The following is a 25250-nucleotide window of genomic DNA, read 5'->3' as shown; positions in this document are numbered from 1 at the left end:
GGTGGAGCGGCGCGGGAGCCGGTGCGGCACGCGCACGCGCACGGTGCGGGCCCGGGGCCGGGGCCGGGGCGGGGCGTGGTGGCCGTCGGAGCCAGGGAAACCGTACGCGCGCCGGCCACCGTCACTCACCTCGACGGCTTGAGCGGCAGCACCGCGCTGACCCGGAAGCCGCCGCCGTTGCGTGGCCCCGCGTCGAGCCGGCCCCCGACCATCCCGACGCGCTCCCGCATGCCGATCAGGCCATGGCCGAGCCCGTCGGCGCCGCCCGCCTCGTACAGCTCGCGGCCCGCGCCGCGGCCGTCGTCCTCGATCAGCAGGTCGAGTTCGGTGTCGGCGTAGCTGAGCCGGACGGTCGCCCCGACGTGCTCCCCGCCGTGCTTGCGGGTGTTGGTCAGCGCCTCCTGCACGATGCGGTACGCGGTCAGCTCCACGCCACTGTCCAGCGGGCGCGGCTCGCCCGCCACCTTGAAGTCGACCGGAAGGCCGGCGCCCCGCACCTGCTCTATGAGGTCCGTGAGCTGCTCGACGCCCGGCTGTGGCACGTACTCGCCGCCCTCGCTGCCCTCCCCGGTGCGCAGCACGCCGAGCAGCCGGCGCATCTCGGCCAGCGCCTGCCGCCCGGTCCCCGAGATCGTCTCCAGGGCCTGCTTGGCCTGTTCGGGCGCGGCGTCCAGCACGTACGCGGCGCCGTCGGCCTGCACCACCATGACCGACACGTTGTGCGCGACGACGTCGTGCAGCTCGCGGGCTATTCGGGCGCGCTCGCCCGCGACGGCCACCTTCGCCTGCGCCTCCCGCTCCCGCTCCAGGCGCGCGGCGCGCTCCTCCAACTGCGCGTAGTACGCGCGGCGGGTACGGATCGAGTCGCCGAGCACCCAGGCCAGCGCGAAGGGGATCGTCATGAAGGCCACGGAGACGACGCTCTGCCACTGGGTCTGGGCCTCGGGCGGCGGCCAGCGCAGGGCGGCCAGGGTGGGCGCGCACAGGCCGCCGACGAGCCCGAGCCAGGAGGCCCAGCGGGCGCCGTTGGCCGCGCAGGTGTAGATGACCACCAGCATGGCGAAGTCGGCCGGGTTGATCTCCACGTCGGCCGCGAGCTGGAGCAGCCCCACCGCCGTGACCACCAGCAGCATCTTCTCCGGCGCGCGCCGGCGCAGCGCGGTGGCCGCGCACAGGACCGCGCAGAGCACGACGGCCACCAGGCGCACCTCGCGCCCCATGCTCGCCTCCACGACCCAGAGCAGGGCGAGGCCCGCCAGCATGACAGCCCAGAAGCTGTCGACACCGGTGGGGTGCCTGCGGAGGAAATCGTAGAGACGTTGCACGTCACCCAGCGTAGGCAGGAGAAGTGTGTGCAGGGGTCAACCGGACGGTCGATCCGGTACGGCCCCGCGTACTCCCCAAGGTGGAGACCGACCACCCGGTATGCTCCTGCGGGATCCTCCTGCCGCGACATCACCCCAGGTCAGCGGCGTGGTGAGCGGGCCGGTGAGCCCTGCCTGTCCCGGGGGCCCAGGATGGTCGTGCCGGGCCGGTCGGCCGGCGGGACGACAGCCGAAGAGGAAGACGGGAGCACCGGTGGAGGGCAGCGGCATGACGCGGGGACCCGGAACGGCCGGCGACGGGACCGACGAAGCCGGCACGGCCAACGGGGTCAGCGGGGTGAGCGAGACCAACGAGGCCAAGGGGACCAAGAGGGCCGAGGGGGCCGAGGGGGCCGAGGGGACCCACGGGGACGACGGCACCGGGCCGGCGGGCGCGGGCGGCCGGGCGCCGTCGAGCCCGCCCCCGCCGGGTGCGCCATCCGGGCGTACGGGCTGGCGGGCCGCCACCGAACGGGCGCTGTACGGGCCGGGCGGCTTCTACCACCGCCCCGAGGGCCCGGCCGGCCACTTCCGCACCTCCGTGCACGCCTCGCCGCTGTACGTGCGGGCCGTCGCCACGCTGCTGACCCGGGTGGACGCGGCCCTGGGCCACCCCGCCGAACTCGCCCTGCTCGACATCGGCGCCGGCCGCGGCGAACTCCTCACCGGCGTACTGGACGCGCTGACCACACCCGGCCAGCGGGGCGCCGGTGAGCGCTCCGGCGCGGACGCTGGCGACCTCGTGGCCCGGCTGCGCCCGTGCGCCGTCGAGCGCGCGCAGCGGCCGGCCGGGCTCGACCCGCGCGTCGAGTGGCGCGACGACCTGCCCGCGCCCGGCTCGCTGACCGGCCTGCTGATCGCCAACGAGTGGCTGGACAACGTGCCGGTGGACGTGGTCGAGGTGGACCCGGACGGCGTGCCGCGACAGGTACGGGTGGCCCCGGACGGCACCGAGGAGCTGGGCGCCCCGGTCCCGCCGGCCGACGCCGCCTGGCTGGCCGACTGGTGGCCGTGGCCACGGGCGACCGAGACGGGTCCGGACGCCGACCCCGACCCCGGGAGGGACACCGAGCCCGACCCCGGGCTGGACGCCGACCCCGTACGGGACGACGGGCCCGGGACCGCGCCCGTACGGGACGACGGTTCGGGGCCGCGGGCCGAGCCCGGGTCGCGGGCCGAGGTGGGCGCGCCCCGGGACGCCGCCTGGGCGCGTGCCGTACGCACCCTCCGCGCCGGTCTCGCGGTCGCCGTCGACTACGCCCACACCCGCGCGTCCCGCCCCCCGTACGGCACCCTCACCGGCTTCCGCGACGGCCGCGAGGTGCGCCCCGTGCCGGACGGCTCGTGCGACCTGACCTCCCACGTCGCGCTGGACGCGTGCGCGGCGGCGGGCGCGCGGGCGGCGCGCGCGGGGACCCCCGTGCTGCACACCCAGCGGGACGCCCTGCGCGCGCTCGGCCTCACGGGGCGGCGGCCACCGTTGACGCGGGCCAGCACCGATCCCGCCGGCTACCTGCGGGCCCTGAGCCTGGCCGGCGAGGCGGCCGAGCTGACCGACCCCGCCGGGCTCGGCGACTTCCGCTGGCTGTGCCAACCGGTGGGCCCCGTGGCCGTCGCCGACATCCTCCCGATCCCGCCCCGGGACGGGTCCGGGCCGCCACGGGCGAGCTGAGAGACTGGGCCCATGACGGAGACGACAGTCGGCATCGGCGGGGCGGCGGAGAGCACCGACATGGTGCTCAACATCGGGCCGCAGCACCCGTCCACGCACGGCGTGCTGCGACTGCGGCTGGTGATCGACGGCGAGCGGATCGAGCGGGCCGAACCGGTCATCGGCTACATGCACCGGGGCGCCGAGAAACTCTTCGAGGCGCGCGACTACCGCCAGATCATCATGCTCGCCAACCGGCACGACTGGCTCTCCGCGTTCTCCAACGAGCTGGGCGTGGTGCTCGCCGTGGAGCGGATGCTCGGCATGGAGGTGCCCGAGCGCGCCGTGTGGACCCGCACCCTGCTCGCCGAGCTGAACCGGGTCCTCAACCACCTGATGTTCCTCGGCTCCTACCCGCTGGAACTCGGCGGCATCACGCCCGTCTTCCACGCCTTCCACGAGCGGGAGCAGCTCCAGGCCGTGATGGAGGAGATCTCCGGCGGCCGGATGCACTTCATGTACAACCGCGTCGGCGGCCTCAAGGAGGACCTGCCCGCCGGCTGGCTCGGCCGCGCCCGCGCCGCGGTGACCGAGGCCCAGTCCCGGATGGACGTGTACGACAACCTCGTCCTCGGCAACGAGATCTTCCGTGGCCGCACCCGCGACGTGGGCGTGCTGTCCGCGCGGGCCGTGCACGCGTACGGGGTCAGCGGCCCGATCGCCCGCGCCTCCGGCGTCGACTTCGACCTCCGCCGGGACGAGCCGTACCTCGCGTACGGGCAGCTGCGCGACACGCTGCGCGTCGTCACCCGGACCGAGGGCGACTGCCTGGCCCGCTTCGAGTGCCTGCTCGACCAGACGCACAACTCGCTCGACCTCGCCGAAGCCTGCCTCGACCGGATCGCCGACCTCCCGCCGGGCCCGATCAACCAGCGGCTGCCCAAGGTGCTCAAGGCCCCCGAGGGCCACACGTACGCCTGGACCGAGAACCCGCTCGGCCTCAACGGCTACTACCTGGTCTCCAAGGGCGAGAAGACCCCGTACCGGCTCAAGCTCCGCTCCGCCTCGTTCAACAACATCCAGGCGCTGACGGAGCTGCTGCCCGGCACGCTGGTCGCCGACATGGTCTCCATCCTCGGTTCGCTGTTCTTCGTCGTCGGCGACATCGACAAGTAGCCGGAAACACCCGAAAGGGGCCCCGCCACGGGGCCCCTTTCGTGCTGTCCGAACGCTCTCCGCGCGCGGCGCGCGCCGCTCGGCGCGGTTACGAGATGGCGCCGCGCAGCTCGGCCAGGTCGATCTGCTCGGTCTCGTCGTGCGCGGTCAGGTCGATGACCCGGTCGTCCGCGGCGTCCTGCGCGCTGACAGTGGTCGCGTCCTGGGTGTCCTGGGTGTCCTGGGTGTCCTGGGCGTGCCGCGCCTGGTGGGCGCCCCGTGCGTGCGCCGCGTGGTCGGCGACGGCCTCGGCGCCGACCACGTCCGCGAGATCGTCCTCCAGCGCGTCGGCACGGCGGGCGGCGGGCGCCCCCGACGCGTTGCCGAAGAAGTCGAAGCCGCCGACGACCCGCGACGCCGGGCGCCACTGCGGGGCGGGCTGCGCCGGCTGCGGCACCACGGCCGCGGCGATCGGAGCCGTGGCGGGCCCCGCGAGCCCGGCCACGCCATCGGCCCGACCGTGCTCGGCGGCTTCGGTGGCCTCGGCGGCCCGCGTGTCCCGTACGGCGTTCCGGTCGGCGGCGTCGTCCGCGGCGGCAGTGGGAGCCACGGCCGGGTCGGCGTCCGACTCGGCGGCGACATCGGCGGCCACGTCAGTGGCTTCCGCGCCGGTCTCGCCCTCCGCCACGGCGTCCGCCGTGGCCCGCGCCGCCGTCGTCAGGCCGGGGGCGACACCCGAGCCGGCCTCCACGCGCCCGGCCGGCTCCGCCGGCACCGCCTGCTCGACCGGCTCGGCGGCCACCGTGGCACCGGCCGCCGTGGCACCCGTCGCCGCGTCAGCCGTCGTGACGTCAGCCGTCACCGCGCCATCCGTCGCGGCGTCAGCCGTCGCCGCGACGGTCGCGCGCTGCTCGGCCGCGTTGCGGGCGAGGTCGCGCAGGGCCGCGGCGGCCCGCTCGTACACGGCGGGCTGGAGGAGGCCGGTGAGCCGCATCGTCGGTACCCCACCGGTCGCGGCTGCCCGCTGCCGACCGGCGGCCGGCCGGGCGGCGTCGGCCCGGGCGCCGCGCGCGGCGGCCACGGCCGCGGCGGCCACCGCGGCCCCCGGGGTCTCCACCACGTCACCGTCCGGCGCGACGGCGGTGGCTGACGGGGTGCCAAGGGCGAGGCGGCGGCGCTCCTCCAGCGTCCGGGCCCGCTCGGTCTCGGCGGTGGCGTACCGGCGGAGCAGCGCGGCGTGCTCGTTGCGCAACCGGGCGAGTTCGGCGCGCTTGGCGCGCAGCTTCGCGTCCAGCTTGGTGCGCGCGCCACGGGCCCGCTCGGCGTCCGCCTCCAGTTCCGCCACGCGTTCCTCGGTCCGCCACTCGTCGCGCAGCCGGGCGCGGTTCAGGTCCGCGAGGCGCTTGTCCGCCGCGCTGTCCCAGCGGCGCAGCAGCACGGCGCCGACGATCGCGGCCACCGCCGCGACCGTGGCCAACGAGCGGACCAGCAGGGGTTCACCGACGAGCCACGCAGCCGCGGCGCAGGCGGTTGACACACCCGCGACGGCCAGCGGTGGGAGCAGCCGGTGCAGAGGCAGGGAATGACGATGGCGTCCACGTGGCATGGCCTGAAACTTACCGTGCGTACGTCGCGTCGCGCTGCCCGCCCCGCGATCTGTTCCCTCCCGGTTACTTACTCAGCAATCCCTTCTTCTTCAGGTAGTCCTTGGCGACATCCGCGGGCTTCTCCCGATCGGCGTCCACCGCGCGGTTCATGTCGGCCAGGTCCTGGGTCGTCAGAACCCGGGTGAGCTTGTCGAGTACGGCTTCCAACTTGGCCCCGCCGGCGTCCTTCGCGTTGACGACGGGAAGGACGTTGTCGGCGTTTTGCAGGCCCTTGTCGTCCTCCAGCAGAACGAGGCCGAAGTCCTCCAGTGTGGCGTCCGTCGTCGTGGTCAGCAGCATGTCGTCGGTGCCGTCCTTGACCGCCTGCTTCGACTGCACCGTGCCCACGCCCTTGGGGTCGATGTCGGTGACATTGATGCCGTACGTCTTCTTCAGTCCGGGCGAGCAGAACGGGCGCTGGCCGCATTCGTCACCCGCGGCCAATTTGATCTTGAGTTTGGACGCGCCGAGATCCGAGAGGGTGGTCAGATCGTGCTTCTCGGCGAACTCCTTGGTCACCGCGAACGCGTTCTGGTCGATGGCGTCGCCGGCGGAAAGCACCTTGAGTCCGCGCGGTTCGGCGAGCTTCTTCAACGCCGCGACGGTCTTGTCCGTGTCGTCCGAGGCGACGGGATTCTTCGCCGGCGCGTCGGGGCCGTTCTCCTTGGCGTTGAGGAATTCGGCGAGCGTGGCGGCGTATTCAGGGGCCACGTCGATCTGGCCCTTCTCCAGCGCCGGCTCGTACAGCTCGCGGGCCTTGAGTGGCTGGATCGAGGCGGAGAAGCCGGCGTCGTCCAGTATCTGGGCGTACAGCTCGGCCATGATCTTGAACTCGGTGAAGCCGGCCGCGCCGACCACCACCGAACCCTTGCCGCCGCCGCCCCTGGCGGAGGAGTCCTCCAGGCTCCTGCCGCCGTACCCGATGACGACCGCGGCGAGCGCGACGATCGCGGCCGTGCCGCCCGCGGCGAACTTCACCGCCGTCGCCGGGGCCACCCGGTCCTCCGCGCGCCGCTCGCGCTCCGCGCGCCGCCTGGCCGCGCGGACCGCCGCCGGCAGCGGGCTCAGCAGCCGCTCGGCGATCACCAACACGCCCTCGACCAGCAGCGCGAGCCCCGCCACCAGGACCGCGCCGGCGACCACCTGGCCGGTGTTGTACGTGTTGAAGCCGGCCGTGATGATGCGGCCGAGTCCGCCGCCGCCGGGCAGCGCCGCCAGCGTCGTGGTCGCCACCACCTGCACGGCGGCCGTCCGCAGCCCCGTCATGATCAGCGGGAAGGCGAGCGGCAGCTCGACCCGGCCCAGCAACTGCCAGCCGGACATGCCCATGCCGCGCGCCGCCTCGACCACGTCCTGGTCGGCCTCGCGCATCCCGACGTACGCGTTGGTCAGCAGCGGCGGCACCGCGAACAGCACCAGGGCGATGAGGGTCGGCACGTCCCCGTGCTTGCCCAGCGGCGTCAGCATCAGCACCACGAGCACGGCGAAGGTGGGCACCGCGCGGCCGGCGTTGGAGATGTTGACCGCGAGCGCGCCGCCCTTGCCGATGTGGCCCAGGTAGAGCGCGACGGGCAGCGCGATGGCGCAGGAGATGGCCAGGCACACCAGGGTGAGGTACAGGTGCTCGCCCAGGCGGTGCCACACGCCGCTGGTGCCCGCCCAGTTGGCGCCGGTCGTCAGCCAGTCCCAGGCACCGGTGATCTCGTCCATGTCCTCAGCCCGCCTTCGCGGCGCGCGCCACGCGCCGGGTCCCGTTCCGCCTGCCGGTCCGGCCGCCGGCGTCCCGGGCCCGGGCCCGGTTCCAGGGCGTCAGCAGCTTCTGCACGCCGAGCAGCAGCACGTCGGCGACGATCGCGAGGGCGACGCAGATGGCGGACGCCGTGAGCACCTGGGCCTTGAAAAAGCTGTCCATGCCGTCGTAGATGAGGTTGCCCAGGCCGCCGAAGCCGACGATCGCGCCGACCGTGGTCAGCGAGATGGTGGAGACCGTCACGATCCGCACGCCCGCCATCAGCGCGGGCAGCGCGAGCGGCAGCTCCACCTCGAAGAGCAGCCGACCCTGCCCGTACCCCATGCCGCGCGCCGCCTCGCGCGCGTCGGCCGGCACCGACTCGAGGCCGGCCAGGATGTTGCGCACCAGGATGGTGAGCGAATACAGCACGAGGCCGGTGACCACCACCGCCGCCGAGACCCCGAACACCGGCATCAGCAGCGCGAACATGGCCAGCGACGGGACCGTGTACAGCACCGTCGTCAGGCCGAGCACCGGGCCGGCCGCGGCCCGCCAACGGCGGGCGAGCAGCGCCAGCGGGAACGCCACGAGCAGCCCGATGGCCACGGAGACCGCGGTGATCCACACGTGTTGCACCGTCGCGTCCGTGAGCTCCTGGCTCCGCGTCCGCACGTACTCGCCGCAGATCCACTCGTTCGCCGCGAGACAGCCCTTCGCACTCATGACCGCCTACCTCCCCCGCCCGTGCCGGTCCCATGCCCCGCGCGTCCCGCCCGCGCCGGTCCCATGCCTGGCGACCCTAACCCCGGGCACTGACAATCGAGCCAGACCGCCACGAGAGCGCAATATGTTCTTCAACGACTACGGCGACAATGGGGACCCATGATCCGCTTCGAGCACGTCAGCAAGCGTTACGCCGATGGCACCACCGCGGTCGCCGACCTGTCCTTCGAGGTCGCGGAGGGGGAGCTGGTCACGCTCGTCGGGCCGTCGGGGTGTGGCAAGACCACCACGATGAAGATGGTCAACCGGCTCATCGAGCCGTCCAGCGGGCAGATCTTCCTGGACGGCGAGGACATCGCGACGATCGACCCGGTCCAGCTCAGGCGCCGGATCGGCTACGTCATCCAGCAGGTCGGCCTCTTCCCGCACAAGACCGTCCTGGAGAACACGGCCACCGTGCCGCACCTGCTCGGCTGGCAGCGCGGCAAGGCCGGCGAGCGGGCCGCGGAACTGCTCGACCTGGTCGGCCTCGACCCGTCGGTGTACGGCGACCGCTACCCCGACCAGCTCTCCGGCGGCCAGCGCCAGCGCGTCGGCGTGGCCCGCGCGCTCGCGGCCGACCCGCCGGTGCTGTTGATGGACGAGCCGTTCGGCGCGGTGGACCCGGTCGTGCGCGAGCACCTGCAGAACGAGTTCCTGCGGCTCCAGGCGCAGGTGCGCAAGACGGTGCTGTTCGTCACGCACGACATCGAGGAGGCGGTGCGGCTCGGCGACCGGATCGCGGTCTACGGCGCGGGGCGAATCGAGCAGTTCGACGCCCCGGCCGCGGTGCTCGGCTCGCCCGCCACGCCGTACGTGGCCGACTTCGTCGGCGCCGACCGCGGCCTCAAGCGGCTCACGGTCACCCCGATCGAGCCGGGCGACCTGGAGCAGCCGCCGATCGTGCACCTGACGGACCCGCTGCCGAAGGCCGCGGCCCGGCTCGCGGCCGAGGGCGCGCGGTGGGCGGTCGTCCTGGACGACCAGGACAATCTGCACGGCTGGATCGTGGCCGACGCGGCGGCCACGGCCGGCGAGGGGACCGTGGGGGAGCACGCCCGCCGGATGGAGGCGTGGCTCCCGGTCGGCTCCTCGCTCAAGCGGGCGTTCAGCACCATGCTCCAGCACGACGCGGGCTGGATCGCGGTCCTGGACGGCGACCGCTTCCTCGGCGTCCTCACCCCGGCCAAGCTGCACGAGGCCCTGCGTCGCTCCATCGACGCGGACGCCCAGGACATCGCGCGCTCGGACGTCGAACTCCAGACCGTCGCCGACGCGTAGGCCCTGGCGGGCCTGGCGAACCGGGTGGCCCTGGCCGGCCTGCCGACCCTGGTGAGCCTGGCGGACCTGTGGGCGGGCCGGGTGACGAGCGGGGCGTACGGCGCCCGCGCGGGCCGGGCCCAGACCCGCGCGGTTCGCGGCCCCGCGCGGGCCGGGCCCAGGCCGGGCTCCGGTCCGCGCGGGGCCGCGAACAGGCGAAGGCGCGGCCGGCGGGGCCGCAGCCGGCCCGAGGGGCGTCACCCGAGGGGCGTCAGGCCCGGGCCGCGCCGCGCGGGTCGGTGTCGTCGTCCTCCGGGAGCTTCAGGACACGCTCCAGGAAGAACGCCACCGCGACCACGGCCGCCCCGGCGACCACCGAAGCGGCGGCGTAGATCGCCTGGTCGCGGCGGGCCGGCACGTCGAGTTCGTTGAGCAGCAGGAACAGGCCGACGCCGCCGTACATCCCCGAGACCAGCGCCGCCACCAGGGCGCTGGCCTGGCCGAAGACCACCGCCCGGGCCGCCACCAGCGGGTCGACGCCCTTCGCGCCGGGCCGCCGCTCGCGCTGGGCCTGGAGCCGGGAGCGCATCGACAGGGCCGTCGCGCCCAGCACCACGGCGATCAGCGCCAGCACGATGGGGGCCGCCAGCGGCACGCTCGGCAGGGTGCCGAGGGAGTCCCACAGCCGGGCGCCCGCCCACGACAGCACACCGGCCACGACGAAGAGCCCGACCAGTACCCCGATCCGAAGTTGCCTCACCGAGTGGTCGCCCCTCATCGTCGCTCTACCGCCCTTCCACCGGCGCCGCCGTTCGCACGCGGCACCAGCTACCTCAACGCCTACTCAGGCAGCCGCAGTTCCAGGTCGACGCGCGGCACCACACCGCCACGATCCACCCGCGCCAGCAGTTCGGCGACCGGTCCGCGCCCCGGAACGACCGCCTCCGGCTCCACGTCGTGCCACGGTACGAGAACGAAGGCGCGCTCGTGGCAGCGCGGGTGCGGAAGCGTGAGCACCGGGTCGTCGGAGACGACGTCCTGGTAGGACACGATGTCCACGTCCAGTGTGCGCGGTCCCCAGCGCTCGTCCCGCACCCGCTCGAACGCCTCCTCAAGGGCCTGGCCACGATCGAGCAGCGAGGTCGGGGGCAGGGTGGTCCTGACCAGCACGACGGCGTTGAAGTACGTGGGCTGCGCCCCCGGCTCCACGCCCCACGGCTCGGTCTCGTAGACCGGCGACACCGCCTTGACGCGCAGGCCGGGCGTGTCCTCCAGGGCGTCGACCGCGCCCTGCAGGGTCTCCAGGCGGTTGCCCAGGTTGCTGCCGAGCGAGATCACCGCCCACTTCGGGTTGGACAGGGTCACATCGGCGGCGTCCACCTGTTCCACCACGGAGGAGGGGACGGGCTGCACGGTCGGGTCGCTGCTGCTCATACTCGGCTCCGCGTGATGGTAATGGTCACGTCGTCAAAGGGAACGGTGATCGGGGCTTCCGGCTTGTGCACGACGACCTCGACCTCGCGCACCGCCGCGTGCTCCAGGCACTTCTGGGCGATCCGCTCGGCGAGCGTCTCGATCAGGTCCACCGGCTCCCCCGCCACCACGGCCACGACCTCCTCGGCCACGACCCCGTAGTGCACGGTCTTCGTGAGGTCGTCGTCGGCCGCCGCCGGACGCGTGTCCAGGCCGAGCACCAGGTCCACGACGAAGGTCTGGCCCTTCGCGCGCTCCTCGGGGAACACGCCGTGGTGCCCACGGGCCGTCAGGCCGCGCAGCGCGACACGATCCACACGAATCACTCCTGCTGGTCGTCGGAGCGGACGGGCACCGACCACGGCCGGCGCGCCATCCTCCCTGCCTGGGGCTGTCACACCCCCGTTATCGAATCTACCTGCGAGCGCCGACAGCGCCCGCCCTCGGGGGCTATGGACAGCACGGCATCCAACTGCTAGGCGGCCATCGCCAGCACGCCGACCGTCCTCCGTGCCCCCACTCCCTACCCTCCCGTCACGCAGCTCGAACGAGTGACCCAGCACGCCGCGCTGACGGGCCCCGCGCCGACGCCCTGTCGGCATCCCGGCCGGCCCGTACGCCCGCGCGCCGGGCTGCCCGGAGCCGGGTCCGGTTGGCGTCCAGGGTGCGTCCGGCGCGCGTCCGGCGGGCGTACGCGACGCGTGAGCCAGGGGTACGGGAGGCGTACGGGGCCCTCCGCGCCTCCGCGACGGCCGTGCCGTGTCCGGGCCCGGCCGCTCGCGGCGGCAGGCAGGCCCGGACACGGCACGGGACACGGCACGGCCCGGGCCCCCCGTGGGGACCCGGGCCGCGTGGTGCGTGGTCGCGGTGCGTTGTCGCGGGCTCAGTCGCCCAGGCCCGCCGGGCTGCCGCCGATGCCGTCGTCGGGGGGCGTGTCCGCGTCCTCGTCGTCCCGCTCGGCCAGCACCGGCGAGCCGTGGTGGGACCAGACCTTCCAGTCGTCCCCGCTGCGCCGGAACACGTTCGTCGCCACGACGAGTTGCCCCACCAGCGGGCCGAGCGTGCCCTCCTCCTCGGCCGGGCCGCCGCTGAGGATGTTCTCCGTACAGGTGACCAGCGCGGTGTCGCCGAGCACGGACACCTCGACGTCGGTCAGGAAGAACTGGATGTACTCCGTGTTCGCCATGATCAGCGCGTACGAGCGGAGCACCTCGCTCCGCCCGCGCAGCACCGGCCACCCCGGGTGGACGCAACTCACGTCGCCGTCCAGCCACATCGCGCCGAGGGCCGCCGCGTCGCCGCGCTCCATCGCCTCGTACAGGGCGGTGTTCGCCCGTTCCACCAGTTCGTTGTCCGTACGGGAAGTCACACCGCTCCCTCTGCGTTGGCCACGCCGACCCCACCTGCCTCGCTCGCCTCGCACGTCCCGTCTGCCCCTGCCCGCTCCGTCTCCGTTCCGTGCCCCGCGCCCCCGGCCGCTTCCGCGCCGCGCGCCGCGCTCTCGATCGCCCGGGCGACCCGCACCGCGTCCGCGCTGGCCCGCACCTCGTGTACCCGCACCGCCCAGGCGCCCTCGCGGGCGGCGATGGCCGAGACCGCGGCCGTCGCCGCGTCCCGCTCGCGCGCCGGCGGCGGGCTGCCGGCGCCGCCGGCCAGCACCCGGCCGAGGAACCGCTTGCGCGAGGCGGCCACCAGCAGCGGCCGACCGAGCGCGCGCAGCCGGCCCAGGTTGGCCACCAGCGCCAGGTCGTGGTCGGCGTTCTTCGCGAAACCGAGGCCCGGGTCGAGGACGATGCGGTCGGGCTCGATACCGCCGGCCACCGCGCGCTCCAGGCTCTCCTCCAGTTCGGCCACGACCTCGCCGACCACGTCCCCGTAAACGGCCCGGTTATTCATGTCGATGGACTGCCCGCGCCAGTGCATGACGACGAACGGCACCCCGGCCGCGGCGACCACCGGCACCATCGCGGGGTCGGCAGCGCCGCCGCTCACGTCGTTGACCAGCGCGGCGCCGGCCTGCACGGCGAGTTCGGCGACCGACGCGCGCATGGTGTCCACGCTGACGACGGCGCCGGCGCCGGCCAGCTCCCGCACGACGGGCACCACCCGGCGCAGCTCCTCCGCCTCGTCGACGCGGGCCGCGCCCGGGCGGGTGGACTCGCCGCCCACGTCCACCAGGTCGGCGCCGCTGGCCACCAGGTCGAGACCGTGCTTGACGGCCAGCTCGGTGTCGAACCACTGGCCGCCGTCCGAGAAGGAGTCCGGCGTCACGTTCACCACGCCCATCACGGCGCACCGGTCCCACTCGGGCAGCCCGACCAGGCCGCCGCGACCCACCCGCCCACCGCCATCACGCAACGTACTCATGCCTCCAGCCTAGGCGGCCCCTCCCGGCCGGCCTCCGGGCGGCGCCCGCCGGGCCGGCGCGGGCTAGCTCGGGACGGCCCGCGAGGCGCCGGCGCCCACCGGCACGCCCGACCCGTCGGCCGCGCCGGCGCGGCCGGGCCTCGCGCGCCCGGCGGACGCGCCGGCCCCGCCCACCCGGGCGGCGTCCGCGGCGCCCGAACACTCCCCGCTGGCCCCGGGGCCAGCGGCGGGGCGGGCCGCGCGACCGCTCGCGGGCGAGCCGCCGCCCGGGGTCGAACCGGAACCACGCCGCCACCATCCGGGGCGCGGCAGCGACAGCGAGACGAAGCCCTCGGCCTGCATCGCGGCGAGGCCGATGCGCGGCAGGTCACGGGTGTTGCGGAAGACCACGAAGCGCGGCTCCCAGCGCGGCTGGAACTTCGCGTTGAACTTGTACAGCGACTCGATCTGGAACCAGCGCGACAGGAACAGCAGCAGCCCGCACCAGCCGCGCAGCACCGGCCCGGCGCCCAGCTTCTCGCCGCGCGCCAGAGCCGAGCGGAACATCGCGAAGTTGAGCGAGACCCGCTGCACCCCCAGCTTCGGCGCGGCCTGCAGGGAGGCCACGATGAGCAGTTCGTTCATGCCCGGATCGGCGGACCGGTCGCGGCGCATCAGCTCAAGGGACATGCCGTCGCGGCCCCACGGGACGAAGTGCAGCACGGCCTTCAGGTCCCCGTACGGGCCGGCGTCCGCCCCCTCGGCCCCGGGGTCCGCGTCGGGCCGGTGCGCCGTGGCGATCACCGCGTCGCCGTCGGCGGGGTCGCCGATCCGGCCGAGCGCCATGGAGAAGCCGCGCTCGGTGTCGGTGCCGCGCCAGTCGGCCGCCGCCCGCTGGACGCGCTCCAGCTCGCCGGGGTCGAGGTCGCGCACCCGCCGCACCCGGGTCTCGTAGCCGCCCCGCTGGATGCGTCCGACCATCTGCCGCACGTTGCGCATCGAGCGCCCGCTGAGCGTGAAGTCGGCCACGTCCACGATGGCCTCGTCGCCGAGCTCCAGCGCGTCCAGGCCCGACTCGCGGGTCCACACCTGGCCGCCGGTCTCGCTGCACCCCATCACCGCGGGCGTCCACGAGTGCGCCCTGGCCTCGGCCATGAAGCGTTCGATGGCGCCCGGCCACGCCTCCACGTCGCCGACCGGGTCGCCGCTGGCGAGCATCACGCCGGACACCACCCGGTAGCAGACGGCGGCCTTGCCGCTGGGCGAGAAGACCACGGCCTTGTCGCGGCGCAGCGCGAAGTGGCCCAGCGAGTCCCGGCCGCCGTGCCGGGCCAGCAGCTCCCGCAACCGCTCCTCGTCCTCGGCGGTCAGCCGGGCGGCCGGCTGCTCGGGGCGGAAGGCCAGATACGCGGTGGTCACCACGGTCAGCAGGCCGAGGGCGCCCAGCGAGTAGCCGACCGTGTAGCTGACGTCGCCCGTGTAGCGCACCGGGCCCTCGAAGCCGAAGAGGCCCCACAGCACGTGCTGGCAGCGGTCCGCGAACGACGGCGAGCCGATGACCTTGCCCGGGTGCGAGCCGACGATGACCAGGCCGAGCCCGAGGCTCGCCCCGCCGAGGACGACGAAGTTGACCAGCGCCTTCCACCGGGTGCGCGGGTCGGGCAGCGCGGCGAACTCGCCCCGGTGCCGTACCAGCAGCGCCAACAGCACCAGCGACAACACCGCGCCGGCGACGGAGTGCCGGTAGACGATCTGGGCCGCGGCGCCCGCCGGCAGCAGGCCGGCCGCCGCGATCCAGGCCCGGCGTTTGCGCCGCTTGAGGCCGTGGGCGAGCATGAGGAGCAGCACGCCCACCACGATCGAGGCGGCGGCGGCCAGCGGGCTCACCGCGCCGGGCAGGATCTCCGCCACCGCGTGCAACCTGCTGTGGCGGAAGCGCGGAAAGACGCCCGCGGCGATGTCGAGCAGGCCGATCAGTGCGCTGGCGGTGCCGATCACGGAGGGGATGGTCTCGGGCCGAGGGCCCCGAGCCACCCGTCGCAGCCTGGTGGCAACCACTGTGGACTCTTCACCGTCTTGCCTTGCAGACATGTACTTCCCGTCGCCCCTGTCAAGAGGATCTGCTGCCCGCTGTTTCACAGCTTTGGTCGAATTGCGCGCCCTCTAGGACGGTGATTTACGGCACGGGGTTCATTCCGCGGCACGGGTGACCGGTCGCCCGGCAGAAAGCTCACCATGGGTCTCACCAGCAACAAGGTCGTGACGATCGCCGTCATCATGGCCGTGCTGTTCTTCGCCGCCACCGTCTGGCTGTGGCCGAGGCTGGCCGGGCGTACCCCGTGGGCCGTCCTCGGCCGCGTCGGTACGCTGCTGGCCACCCAGGTCTCGGTGTTCTGCGCGATCGGCCTGTTCGCCAACCAGACCTTCGGCTTCTACGGTTCGTGGGCCGACCTCTTCGGCACCGAGGACACCCCCGGCGTGGTCGTGGACCACGACACGCCGGCCCACAAGCGGGTCAAGGTCATCAGCACCCGCAAGGTCAACGTGCCCGGCGGCGACCGGCCGAGCGTCGGCGGGCGCATCGAGAAGGTCACCGTGCAGGGCCCGACGTCCCGGATCGCCAGCCCGGCGTACGTGTACCTGCCGCCCGAGTACTTCAGCGAGCCCGACCGCGTCTTCCCCGCGACCGTGGTCCTCACCGGCTACCCCGGCACCGCCGAGGCGCTGATCAACGGCCTGAAGTACCCGCAGACCGCGCACAAGCTGGTCAAGCGGGACGAGATGCAGCCGATGGTGCTCGTCATGCTGCGGCCGACGGTCGCCCCGCCACGGGACACCGAGTGCGTGGACGTGCCGCGCGGCCCGCAGACCGAGACGTTCTTCACCAAGGACCTGCCGCACGCGATATCGGCGCACTACCGCACCGGCCGGGACGCGCGGAGCTGGGGCGTCATCGGCAACTCGACCGGCGGCTACTGCGCGCTGAAGATGACCATGCGCCACCCGAAGGCGTTCTCGGCCGGGGCCGGCCTCTCCCCCTCGTACGAGGCGCCCATCGACCGCACCACGGGCGACCTGTTCGGCGGCAGCAAGCAGCTCAAGCGGGAGAACGACCTGATGTGGCGGCTCGACCACAAGCCCGCGCCCCCGGTGTCCCTGCTGGTCACCAGCAGCAAGAAGGGCGAGCACAACTACAAGGACACGCTGAGGTTCATCGACAAGGTCAAGCGGCTGAACGCGGCCGGCGAACCGACCCGGGTCTCCTCGATCCTGCTGGAGAGCGGCGGCCACAACTTCAACACCTGGCGCCGCGAGGTCGCCCCCACCCTCACCTGGATGGGCAGCCGCCTGGTGGCCCCCGCCTCCCCCGCCCGCTGACGCCCCGCGCCGCGGGCCCCGGCGCACCGGCGTGCGGCGCACCGGCCCGCGGCGGCGGGGGTCGGGTTCGGCTAGCGGCCGATGATCAGGCTCATCGCCTCGGAGCGGGTGGCCGAATCGCGCAGTTGGCCACGGACGGCGGAGGTCAGCGTCTTCGCGCCCGGCTTGCGGATGCCGCGCATCGACATGCACATGTGCTCGCACTCGATGACGACGATCACCCCGCGCGGCTCCAGTATCCGCATCAGCGAGTCCGCGACCTGCGTGGTGAGCCGCTCCTGCACCTGCGGGCGGCGCGCGAAGACGTCCACCAGACGGGCCAGCTTGGACAGCCCGGTGATCTTGCCGTCGCTGGACGGGATGTAGCCGACGTGCGCCACGCCACGGAACGGGACCAGGTGGTGCTCGCAGGTGCTGAACACCTCGATGTCCTTGACCAGCACCATCTCGTCGTGGCCGAGGTCGAACGTCGTGGTCAGCACCTCCTCCGGCTCCTGCCACAGCCCGGCGAATATCTCCCGGTACGCCCGGGCCACCCGCCCCGGCGTCTCCCGCAGCCCCTCGCGGTCCGGGTCCTCGCCGACGGCGATCAACAGCTCGCGGATCGCGTTCTCGGCGCGCTTCTCATCGAACTCGCCGATGGTGCTCTCGCCGTCCAGGGTGACCGGGTCGGTCATGGGCGTTGCCTCGTTCCTCGCTCGTGCTGGTGCTGCCGACGCCATTCAGCCGTATAGCCGTACAGCCATCCAGCCGTACGCGGGACTCACCCGCGCATTCCGCGCCAAAGGCCGCGCCCCCCAGGCTAGAACCTGGGGGGCGCGGCCTACATTCCGGGCCGTGGGCGCCGTCCGTCATCGTGACGAACGCCACCCGGTCCGGGAGCCTGGCGCCGGCTCCCGGACCCGACCGCCACGGGCATCGCCCGGGCGGCCGATCCGGTGGATCAGGCGTCGCCGCGCGGCGGCTCGTCCTGGAGTTCCGCCGTGTCCTCGGGCGTGCCGCCCTTGGCCAGGGTCGCGGAGGCCGAGCCGTTGGCCGGGGCCAGCTCGCGGGGCGAAAGCACCGGCGGCCGGGTCGACGGCGTACGCCGCGAGGAGCCGGTCCAGGCCGGACGCAGCGGGCGCTTGACGACCGTGGAGAAGATCTCCGCCAGCTCCTCCTTGTTCAGGGTCTCCTTCTCAAGGAGGGCGAGCACGAGGTTGTCGAGCACGTCCCGGTTCTCGACCAGGATCTCCCACGCCTCGTTGTGCGCGTTCTCGATGAGCTTCTTGACCTCTTCGTCGACCAGCGCGGCGACCTCTTCCGAGTAGTCACGCTGGTGCGACATGTCGCGGCCGAGGAACGGCTCGGAGTTGTCGGAGCCGAACTTGATCGCGCCGAGCCGCTCGGTCATGCCGTACTGCGTGACCATGGCGCGGGCGGTGCGGGTCGCCTTGTCGATGTCGTCGGACGCGCCGGTGGTCGGGTCGTGGAAGACCAGCTCCTCCGCCGCACGCCCACCCATCATGTACGCGAGCTGGTCGAGCATCTCGTTGCGCGAGGTGGAGTACTTGTCGTCCTCCGGCAGCACCATCGTGTATCCGAGGGCGCGGCCACGGGAGAGGATGGTGACCTTGTGCACCGGGTCGCTGTTCGGCGACGCCGCCGCGACCAGGGCGTGTCCGCCCTCGTGGTACGCGGTGGTCTTCTTCTCCTTCTCGCTCATGATCCGGGTCCGCTTCTGCGGGCCGGCCACGACGCGGTCGATGGCCTCGTCCAGGGCGTGGTTGTCGAGCAGCTTCTTGTTGCTACGGGCGGTCAGCAGCGCCGCCTCGTTCAACACGTTCGACAGGTCGGCGCCGGTGAAGCCGGGGGTGCGACGGGCGACGGCCTGCAGGTCGACGTCCGGGGCGACCGGCTTGCCCTTCTGGTGAACCTTGAGGATCTCCAGGCGGCCCTGCATGTCCGGCCGGTCCACGGCGATCTGCCGGTCGAAGCGGCCGGGGCGCAGCAGCGCGGGGTCGAGGATGTCGGGCCGGTTGGTCGCGGCGATCAGGATGACGCCGCCCTTGACGTCGAAGCCGTCCATCTCCACGAGGAGCTGGTTCAGCGTCTGCTCGCGCTCGTCGTGGCCACCGCCCATGCCGGCGCCGCGGTGCCGGCCCACGGCGTCGATCTCGTCCACGAAGACGATCGCCGGGGCGTTCGCCTTGGCCTGCTCGAACAGGTCACGGACGCGGGAGGCGCCGACGCCGACGAACATCTCGACGAAGTCGGAACCGGAGATCGAGTAGAACGGCACGCCCGCCTCACCGGCGACGGCGCGCGCGAGGAGCGTCTTGCCGGTACCGGGGGGGCCGTACAGCAGCACACCCTTGGGGATCTTGGCGCCGACGGCCTGGAACTTCGCGGGCTCCTGCAGGAACTCCTTGATCTCGTGGAGTTCCTCGACCGCCTCGTCGGACCCGGCGACGTCGGAGAACGTCGTCTTCGGGGTGTCCTTGGTGATCAGCTTGGCCTTGGACTTCCCGAAGTTCATGACCCGGGAGCCGCCGCCCTGCATCTGGTTCATCAGGAACAGGAAGACGACGACGATCAGCACGAAGGGAAGCAGCGACAGCAGGATGCCGATGAACGGGTTCTGCTTCGACTGGGAGACCGTGTACCCGTCGGGGATCTGGTCCTTCTCGGCGTTGGCCTGAAGCGTCGTGGCGATCCGGACGCCCTGGTCGCCGATGTAGTTGGCCTGCAGCTTCCGGCTGCCCGAGATCTCGTCCTCGCCGTCCTTCAGCTGGATCTTGATCTTGTGCTCGTCGCCGGTCGTCAGCTCTGCGGATTTGACTCGGTTCTTGTCGATCGCATTGACGACCTCGCTGGTGTCCACCGACTTGTAGCCGCCGGACGAACCGACGACCTGCATCAACACGACCACGGCGAGGACGGCCAGCACGATCCACATGACCGGCCCACGGAAGTAGCGCTTCACGTCCATCCATACGGGGCGGAATCGCCCCGTCCCTCCTGCCACAGTGAGGCACGGAACCCTCTCGCGAGAGCTGCTTGTGCGTGCGGTGTTTTACTCGGTCTGAAAAGACTGACCTTCGGACGGTACCCCAGCATCGTCACCAGGCGCCGCCACGGGCGGTTAACGAAATGGCCTTCCCCTGCTTCAACGGCGGGAAACGGTGACCGGTTCCCGCCGCGGCCCGGGGCCGGGGGCCGACCGCTCAACCGCCGTAGACGTGCGGTGCCAAAGTGCCCACGAAAGGCAGGTTGCGGTACTTCTCCGCGTAGTCGAGGCCATATCCCACGACGAACTCGTTGGGGATGTCGAAGCCGATCCACTTCACGTCGATGTCGACCTTGGCCGCCTCCGGCTTGCGCAGCAGGGTGACGACGTTGAGCGAGGCCGGGTTGCGCGAGCCCAGGTTCGACAGCAGCCAGGACAGCGTCAGGCCGGAGTCGATGATGTCCTCGACGATCAGCACGTCACGGCCGGCGATGTCGGTGTCCAGGTCCTTGAGGATGCGCACCACCCCGGAGGACTGGGTGCCGGCGCCGTACGAGGACACCGCCATCCAGTCCATCGTGACGGGGGTGGAAAGGGCCCGCGCCAGGTCGGCCATGACCATCACGGCGCCCTTGAGGACGCCGACGATCAACAGGTCCTTGCCCTGGTACTCCGCGTCGATCTTGGCCGCCAGCTCGGCCAGCTTCGCGTCGATCTCTTCCTTGGTGATGAGCACCGACTGGAGGTCGGTGCCCATGTCCTTGTCGTCCACCCGCGCCACTCTCGCTTGGTTCACGCTTACCAGGCTCGGGCGAATCAGCCCTGCCGGATGACCAGTCTGCCACCCTGCCTGAGCACCTCGATGCGGCCGGGCAGGTTGATGGCGCGCTGACCGTGCCAACTGGTGATCAGTCGGTCCACCTCTTCGATGTGCCGGGCGAAGAGCGAACCCGCAGGTGAGCCGGCTGCGATGGCCACCCGGCGGAGCACCCTGCGGCGCACGGCGGCCGGCAGGTCGCGCAGCGCGGCGGTGTCGAGCGAATCGATGACGTCACAGGGCTCCGCGGCGGCGCTCGGCCGGGAGCGGGTGAGGGAGCCGACGGAGCCCGCGGCGGGGGCGGGGGACGCTCCGGCGGCGGGGGAGGCCCCGGCGGCGGGTGGCGCGGGGGACGGTCCGCCGGCGGGGGCGTCGGCGGTGGGGCGTACGGCGGCGCGGGCGCCGGGGGGCGCGGACGTGGGGCGGGGGGTCGGGTGGGAGGGGGCGGTGGGGCGGGTGGGGACCGTCGCGCGGTCCTTGGGGACGGGGCGGGCGGCGCGCGCGACGGCCTCCGCCTCGGCGGCCCAGGCGTCCAGGGCGTCCGCGTCGTCGCGGGAGAGCTTCGCCGTGCGGGCCAGGGCCTCGACGACGCCCTTGCCGAGCGCCTTCTCCAGCATGGGCAGCGCCTCGTGGCGCACCCGGGAGCGGGTGAACGCCGGGTCGGCGTTGTGCGGGTCGTCCCACACCGGCAGCGACTGGGCCAGGCACGCCCGGCGGGCGGTCTGCCGGTCGAGGTGCAGGAACGGGCGGCGGTAGCGCCCGCCCTCGCCGGAGACGACGGCCATGCCGGACAGCGAGCGGGTGCCCGAGCCGCGGGCGAGCCCGAGCAGCACCGTTTCCGCCTGGTCGTCGCGGGTGTGGCCGAGCAGGACGGCGCGGGCGCCGTACCGCTCGGCGGCGTGGTCGAGCGCCCCGTACCGGGCGTCGCGGGCGGCTGCCTCGGGGCCGCCGTCGCGGCCGACGGCCACGGCGATGGACTCGACGGGGTCCAGGCGCAGCGCGCGCAGCCGCTCGCAGACCTCGGCGGCGCGCGCGTCGGAGCCCGGTTGCAGCCCGTGGTCGATGGTGATGCCGCCGGCCCGCAGCCCCAGCTTCGGGGCCTCGAAGGCGAGGGCGGAGGCGAGCGCCATGGAGTCGGCGCCGCCGGAGCACGCGACGAGGATCAGCGGGCGCGGGTCGGCCGCGGCGTCCAGCGGGGAGCCGCCGGGCGCGGGAACGACACCGCGGGCGGCGGCGCGGGCGGTCTCGGGGCCACGGGCGGCGGGGGGAGAGGGGGGAGCCGCGGGCGCCGCGGGAGCGGGCGGTGCCGCGGGGGACGAGAGGGAGGGGGATGAGGGGGAGGAGGGGGAGTTGATGTCGGCGAGGACGTCTTGGAGTACGCGGCGAACCGCCAGGCGTATCGCGGCGACCGCTGGATGGGGACCCATGTCCGTTTCCCATCTTTCAATCGGGGGGTGCCTCGGGAGCCAGATGAGGCTCCAGTCACGCTAAGTATGTAGATGGTGACAGAGCCGAGCTGTTACCCGAGCATCGCACGCCTACCCGTTGCCGAGGGTCCCTCAGACGAGTGATGAAGTGGTCGTTCACCTGCCTCCTGGCGTGCGTGCCCTACGACTCTGCCTTACGGTGCACCCTCGCGACCCAGTCCGCCGGTTTGTGGATCTCGGCCTTGGTCGGGAGGGTGTTCGGGGACGTCCAGACGCGGTTGAAGCCGTCCATGCCGACCTCGCCCACCACGGCCCGCACGAACCGCTCCCCGTCCCGGTACTGCCGCAGCTTCGCGTCCAAGCCGAGCAGCTTGCGCAGCGCCTGGTCGAGCCGGCCGGCGCCGCTGGCCCGGCGCTTCTGGAACTTCTCCCTGATCTCCGCGACGGAGGGCACGACGGACGGCCCCACGCCGTCCATGACGAAGTCCGCGTGCCCTTCGAGCAGCGACATCACGGCCGTCAGCCGGGCCAGGATCTCGCGCTGGGTCGGGGTCTGCACCAGCTCCACGATGCTGCGCCCGCCGCGCTCGACCGGGCCCCCGTCGGGGTGCTCGGGGCGGTTTCCGGTCAGCGACTGGGCGGCCTCGCGCAGCCGCTCCAGGAGGGTGGCCGGGTCGACGTCGGTCTCGCCGAGGAACGCCTGGATCTCGGACTCCAGGTGGTCGCGCAGCCAGGGCACGGCCGTGAACTGGGTGCGGTGCGTCTCCTCGTGCAGGCACACCCACAGCCGGAAGTCGTGCGGGTCCACGTCCAGCTCCCGCTCGACGTGCACGATGTTGGGCGCGACGAGCAGCAACTGGCCACCGCCGGTGCCGCCCGGCAGGTCGCGGCTGGCCGGCGCGAACGTCTCGTACTGGCCGAGCACCCGGGAGGAGAGGAACGAGAGCAGCATGCCCAGCTCGACGCCGGTCACCTTGCCGCCGACGGCGCCGAGCACGGCCCCGCCCGGCGTGGCGGAGCGGCGGCTCTGCATCTTGTCGAGCAGCGGCCCGAGCACGGCGCGGAACCCGGCGACGTTCGCCCGCACCCAGCCGGCCCGGTCCACGACCAGCACCGGCGTGTCCGCGAACTCACCGCCGGCCGGCGCCATCCGGGTGAACGCGCGCACGTGCTCCTCCGACGCCTTGGCGTGCCGGCGCAGTTCCTGGACCGCCGCCCGCGCCTCGTCCTGGCTCACCTCGGGACCCGACCGCGCGAACCGGATGGCGGTCGCCACCGCGAGATTCCAGTCGACCATCTCGACACCACCGATGCTCGTCATGGCTTCACGGTACGTGGGCCTCCCCGATGTGGGGTAGCGAACGATGTTTCCGCTCGGCTGGCGGACATCCCGGCGGCCGGCCCCGACACCCCGCGTGGCCTGCGCCCCGACCGCCCGCCCGGCCCGGCCGACCCGCGCCGGGAGCGGCCGGCGCGTCGGCGGCGGGTCGGGGCGGCGGCGGGTCGGGGCGGCGGCGGAGCAGGACGGCGGTGTGCGGGCTCGGCGGCGGGGTGGGTCAGCGGCGGGGTGGGTCGGCGGTGGGCTGGCTCAGCGGCAGCCGCAGTTGGCCACCGCCGAGGCCAGCCGGTCGAGCACGCGCTGGGCCGCGGCCGGGTCGGTGCTGCCGTTGGTGAGGAAGGCGAAGGTCAGCAGCCGGCCGTCGGCGTCCACGACCGTCCCGGCCAGGGTGTTGACCCCGAACAGGGTGCCGGTCTTGGCCCGTACGACGCCCCGGCCGACGGACTCCTCCCCGTACCGGTCGCGCAGCGTCCCGGTGAAGCCCGCGACGGGCAGCCCGGTGAGCACGGGGCGCAGTGCGGGCTGGTCCGGGCCGGCCGCCCGCGCCAGGAGCTGGGCCAGCAGCCCGGCCGAGACCTTGTCGGCGCGGTCCAGGCCGCTGCCGTCGGCGAGGTGGGCGCCGGCCACGGGCAGGCCGAGCCGCTTGAGCCGGGCGGTGACCGCGGCGCGCCCGCCGGCGAAGCTGGCCGGGTGCCCGGTGGCGCGGGCGGTGTGCCGGGTCAGGGCCTCGGCGATGTCGTTGTCGCTGTACGTCAGCATGCGCTCGACCAGCGATGACAGCGGCTGGGAACGGACGCTGGCCAGCGTCCGCCCGGGCCCGTCGGCGCCGCCCCCGCGCGGCGTGCCCCCCTCGCCGCCCTTGCCGTCCTCGGCGCCGCCCTTGCCGTCCTTGCTGCCCTTGCCGTCCTCGGCGCCGCCCTTGTCGCCGCCCTTGGCGTCCTTGCCATCGCCCTTGTCGCTGGCGCCGGTGGGGCGGGGGTCGCCGGTGACCTTGACGCCGCGGTCGCGGAGCAGCCTGGCGAAGGCGCGGGCCGCCTCGGCCGCGGGGTCCTTCACCCGGTCGGCGGGGCCGCGGTCGGAGTCGTCGCGGCGGCCCTCGTCCACCATGAGCGCCGTGACGGGGGCGAGGTTCTCGTTCGGCAGGATCGGGTGCCGGCTGGTGCCGGTGTACAGCGAGGTGTCGTAGTCGAGCCGGACCGTGTGCTCGCCGCGGGCGCGCAGCGCGCGGGCGGTCTGGTCGGCCAACTGGCGCAGGCTGGCGGGGTGCGATCCGTCGGGGCCTCGGGTGGCCCGGGCGGTGAGGGTCGGGTCGCCGCCGCCGACCAGGACGATGCGGCCCGGGGCGTTCGGGGCGGCGGTGACGCGGGTGGTCAGGCGGTGGCCGGGGCCGAGGGCGGAGAGCGCGGCCACGCCGGTGGCGATCTTGATGGTGGAGGCGGGGATGGCGCCGGTGCCCGCCTTGGCCCCGTAGAGCTGCCGCCCGGTCGCCACGTCCACCACCGCGCCCGCGCGCAGCGGCCCGAGCGCGTCGTCCCGCAGCAGCGGTTCGAGGGCGTCGGCGAGGCCCGGCCCGGTGGGCACCGGGACGGACCGCTCGCCGGTGTCCGGGTTCGGGGACGCGAGGGGCGCGCCGAGCGGGGCGAGTACGGGGGACGCGCCGGGCGCCCGGGCCGGGTCCGGGCCGGGCCGGCCGTCGTCGCCCGGGTGCGCTCCGGAGGCGGCCCGCTGGCGCTCGGCCGTACGCTGGCCGGAGTCCCAGGGACCGGCCGCGACCACGCAGGTCGCCGCGACCGCGAGGCCGACCACGGCGGAACCCGCCGCGAGCAGACCCGTTCGACGCTGCTCCACGGTGGCCGCCCGCCACGGGTCAAACCACCCGCTCAACCGCCATCTGGCCTCGTCAGGCATCTT

20 protein-coding genes and 1 pseudogene are annotated in these 25250 nt (G+C 73.7%); 4 read left to right on the top strand and 17 right to left on the bottom strand.

The annotated features are described in order from the left end of the window. Positions 1 to 125: 125 nt before the first annotated feature. Positions 126 to 1325 (bottom strand): sensor histidine kinase, encoded by a 1200-nt coding sequence (locus AC3CHW_RS18825; RefSeq protein ID WP_398608046.1) that lies wholly within the window; start codon positions 1323 to 1325, stop codon positions 126 to 128. 268 nt (positions 1326 to 1593) lie between these two features. On the opposite strand from AC3CHW_RS18825, the gene AC3CHW_RS18820 reads away from it, so the two are divergent. Together AC3CHW_RS18820 and AC3CHW_RS18815 are read left to right on the top strand one after the other, a co-directional pair. After that, positions 1594 to 3036, top strand: a complete 1443-nt coding sequence (locus AC3CHW_RS18820; protein WP_488467219.1) for an SAM-dependent methyltransferase — start codon at positions 1594 to 1596, stop codon at positions 3034 to 3036. A gap of 12 nt (positions 3037 to 3048) precedes the next feature. Continuing rightward, positions 3049 to 4191 (top strand): NADH-quinone oxidoreductase subunit D, encoded by a 1143-nt coding sequence (locus AC3CHW_RS18815; protein ID WP_398608047.1) that lies wholly within the window; start codon positions 3049 to 3051, stop codon positions 4189 to 4191. A gap of 88 nt (positions 4192 to 4279) precedes the next feature. Here the strand turns inward: AC3CHW_RS18815 and AC3CHW_RS18810 are convergent, their stop codons facing one another. The 4 genes and pseudogenes from AC3CHW_RS18810 to AC3CHW_RS18795 all read right to left on the bottom strand — a co-directional run bounded on the left by AC3CHW_RS18810 (position 4280) and on the right by AC3CHW_RS18795 (position 8271). Then, positions 4280 to 5776 (bottom strand): hypothetical protein, encoded by a 1497-nt coding sequence (locus AC3CHW_RS18810; protein WP_488467218.1) that lies wholly within the window; start codon positions 5774 to 5776, stop codon positions 4280 to 4282. Positions 5777 to 5840: 64 nt separating this feature from the next. Then, positions 5841 to 6812: an ABC transporter substrate-binding protein gene (locus AC3CHW_RS18805; RefSeq protein ID WP_488471100.1), complete on the bottom strand. Its 972-nt coding sequence runs from the start codon at positions 6810 to 6812 to the stop codon at positions 5841 to 5843. Positions 6813 to 6953: 141 nt separating this feature from the next. Beyond that, positions 6954 to 7526, bottom strand: a pseudogene (locus AC3CHW_RS18800) (ABC transporter permease); the annotation flags it as partial. 4 nt (positions 7527 to 7530) lie between these two features. Then, positions 7531 to 8271 (bottom strand): ABC transporter permease, encoded by a 741-nt coding sequence (locus AC3CHW_RS18795; protein WP_176162493.1) that lies wholly within the window; start codon positions 8269 to 8271, stop codon positions 7531 to 7533. Positions 8272 to 8430: 159 nt separating this feature from the next. Between AC3CHW_RS18795 and AC3CHW_RS18790 the strand changes: the two genes are divergently transcribed. Then, complete coding sequence (locus tag AC3CHW_RS18790; protein WP_459249595.1) at positions 8431 to 9591, top strand: ABC transporter ATP-binding protein; 1161 nt, start codon at positions 8431 to 8433, stop codon at positions 9589 to 9591. Between the two features lie 250 nt (positions 9592 to 9841). On the opposite strand, the gene AC3CHW_RS18785 is transcribed toward AC3CHW_RS18790, so the two are convergent. The 6 genes from AC3CHW_RS18785 to AC3CHW_RS18760 all read right to left on the bottom strand — a co-directional run bounded on the left by AC3CHW_RS18785 (position 9842) and on the right by AC3CHW_RS18760 (position 15480). Next, a complete protein-coding gene (locus AC3CHW_RS18785) occupies positions 9842 to 10330 on the bottom strand; it encodes a DUF3180 domain-containing protein (protein WP_176162495.1) in 489 nt (162 codons plus the stop codon). A gap of 80 nt (positions 10331 to 10410) precedes the next feature. After that, the gene (gene folK / locus AC3CHW_RS18780; RefSeq protein ID WP_176162496.1) at positions 10411 to 11004 is read right to left on the bottom strand and encodes a 2-amino-4-hydroxy-6-hydroxymethyldihydropteridine diphosphokinase; all 594 of its coding nucleotides are present in this window, start codon (positions 11002 to 11004) and stop codon (positions 10411 to 10413) included. Beyond that, positions 11001 to 11360, bottom strand: coding sequence for a dihydroneopterin aldolase (gene folB / locus AC3CHW_RS18775; protein WP_232544128.1), 360 nt, complete (start codon positions 11358 to 11360; stop codon positions 11001 to 11003). The genes folK and folB overlap by 4 nt, the downstream gene beginning before the upstream one ends. A 566-nt stretch (positions 11361 to 11926) precedes the next feature. Further along, positions 11927 to 12412, bottom strand: a complete 486-nt coding sequence (locus AC3CHW_RS18770; RefSeq protein ID WP_176162498.1) for a nuclear transport factor 2 family protein — start codon at positions 12410 to 12412, stop codon at positions 11927 to 11929. Further along, entirely contained in the window at positions 12409 to 13410 is a 1002-nt protein-coding gene (gene folP / locus AC3CHW_RS18765; RefSeq protein WP_449658107.1) for a dihydropteroate synthase, read from the bottom strand. Before folP ends, AC3CHW_RS18770 begins: the two co-directional genes overlap by 4 nt. 63 nt (positions 13411 to 13473) lie before the next feature. Further along, positions 13474 to 15480 carry a phosphatidylglycerol lysyltransferase domain-containing protein gene (locus AC3CHW_RS18760; RefSeq protein ID WP_488467217.1) on the bottom strand — a complete coding sequence of 669 codons (2007 nt, stop codon included), beginning with the start codon at positions 15478 to 15480 and terminating at the stop codon, positions 13474 to 13476. A gap of 144 nt (positions 15481 to 15624) precedes the next feature. Here AC3CHW_RS18760 and AC3CHW_RS18755 point away from each other — a divergent pair, with 144 nt between their 5' ends. Next, entirely contained in the window at positions 15625 to 16767 is a 1143-nt protein-coding gene (locus AC3CHW_RS18755) for an alpha/beta hydrolase (RefSeq protein ID WP_488467216.1), read from the top strand. Positions 16768 to 16838: 71 nt separating this feature from the next. Here AC3CHW_RS18755 and folE read toward each other — a convergent pair whose 3' ends face one another. From folE to dacB, 6 genes are all read right to left on the bottom strand, one after another. After that, positions 16839 to 17444, bottom strand: a complete 606-nt coding sequence (gene folE / locus AC3CHW_RS18750) for a GTP cyclohydrolase I FolE (protein WP_398608053.1) — start codon at positions 17442 to 17444, stop codon at positions 16839 to 16841. Between the two features lie 266 nt (positions 17445 to 17710). Then, positions 17711 to 19738: an ATP-dependent zinc metalloprotease FtsH gene (gene ftsH, locus AC3CHW_RS18745; RefSeq protein WP_187063281.1), complete on the bottom strand. Its 2028-nt coding sequence runs from the start codon at positions 19736 to 19738 to the stop codon at positions 17711 to 17713. Between the two features lie 235 nt (positions 19739 to 19973). Beyond that, the gene (gene hpt / locus AC3CHW_RS18740; RefSeq protein ID WP_176166198.1) at positions 19974 to 20513 is read right to left on the bottom strand and encodes a hypoxanthine phosphoribosyltransferase; all 540 of its coding nucleotides are present in this window, start codon (positions 20511 to 20513) and stop codon (positions 19974 to 19976) included. Between the two features lie 59 nt (positions 20514 to 20572). After that, positions 20573 to 22000 (bottom strand): tRNA lysidine(34) synthetase TilS, encoded by a 1428-nt coding sequence (gene tilS, locus AC3CHW_RS18735; protein WP_488467215.1) that lies wholly within the window; start codon positions 21998 to 22000, stop codon positions 20573 to 20575. 181 nt (positions 22001 to 22181) lie between these two features. Next, a complete protein-coding gene (locus AC3CHW_RS18730) occupies positions 22182 to 23321 on the bottom strand; it encodes a zinc-dependent metalloprotease (protein WP_381160689.1) in 1140 nt (379 codons plus the stop codon). 267 nt (positions 23322 to 23588) lie between these two features. Beyond that, entirely contained in the window at positions 23589 to 25247 is a 1659-nt protein-coding gene (gene dacB, locus AC3CHW_RS18725; protein ID WP_488467214.1) for a D-alanyl-D-alanine carboxypeptidase/D-alanyl-D-alanine endopeptidase, read from the bottom strand. Positions 25248 to 25250: the final 3 nt, after the last annotated feature.

It is taken from the genome of Streptomyces sp. MGP-BFMKR1, from assembly GCF_057766585.1.
The sequence above is the reverse complement of the archived record's forward strand: the minus strand, read 5'-3'. Positions and strand labels throughout refer to the sequence as shown.

Bases quoted from the DNA above. Each gene is read 5' to 3' on its own strand.
- AC3CHW_RS18820 (WP_488467219.1), top strand. From the start codon at position 1,594: ATGACGCGGGGACCCGGAACGGCCGGCGACGGGACCGACGAAGCCGGC.
- AC3CHW_RS18815 (WP_398608047.1), top strand. From the start codon at position 3,049: ATGACGGAGACGACAGTCGGCATCGGCGGGGCGGCGGAGAGCACCGAC.
- AC3CHW_RS18810 (WP_488467218.1), bottom strand. From the start codon at position 5,776: ATGCCACGTGGACGCCATCGTCATTCCCTGCCTCTGCACCGGCTGCTC.
- AC3CHW_RS18795 (WP_176162493.1), bottom strand. From the start codon at position 8,271: ATGAGTGCGAAGGGCTGTCTCGCGGCGAACGAGTGGATCTGCGGCGAG.
- AC3CHW_RS18790 (WP_459249595.1), top strand. From the start codon at position 8,431: ATGATCCGCTTCGAGCACGTCAGCAAGCGTTACGCCGATGGCACCACC.
- folK (WP_176162496.1), bottom strand. From the start codon at position 11,004: ATGAGCAGCAGCGACCCGACCGTGCAGCCCGTCCCCTCCTCCGTGGTG.
- folP (WP_449658107.1), bottom strand. From the start codon at position 13,410: ATGAGTACGTTGCGTGATGGCGGTGGGCGGGTGGGTCGCGGCGGCCTG.
- AC3CHW_RS18760 (WP_488467217.1), bottom strand. From the start codon at position 15,480: ATGTCTGCAAGGCAAGACGGTGAAGAGTCCACAGTGGTTGCCACCAGG.
- AC3CHW_RS18755 (WP_488467216.1), top strand. From the start codon at position 15,625: ATGGGTCTCACCAGCAACAAGGTCGTGACGATCGCCGTCATCATGGCC.
- folE (WP_398608053.1), bottom strand. From the start codon at position 17,444: ATGACCGACCCGGTCACCCTGGACGGCGAGAGCACCATCGGCGAGTTC.
- ftsH (WP_187063281.1), bottom strand. From the start codon at position 19,738: ATGGACGTGAAGCGCTACTTCCGTGGGCCGGTCATGTGGATCGTGCTG.
- hpt (WP_176166198.1), bottom strand. From the start codon at position 20,513: ATGGGCACCGACCTCCAGTCGGTGCTCATCACCAAGGAAGAGATCGAC.
- tilS (WP_488467215.1), bottom strand. From the start codon at position 22,000: ATGGGTCCCCATCCAGCGGTCGCCGCGATACGCCTGGCGGTTCGCCGC.
- AC3CHW_RS18730 (WP_381160689.1), bottom strand. From the start codon at position 23,321: ATGACGAGCATCGGTGGTGTCGAGATGGTCGACTGGAATCTCGCGGTG.
- dacB (WP_488467214.1), bottom strand. From the start codon at position 25,247: ATGCCTGACGAGGCCAGATGGCGGTTGAGCGGGTGGTTTGACCCGTGG.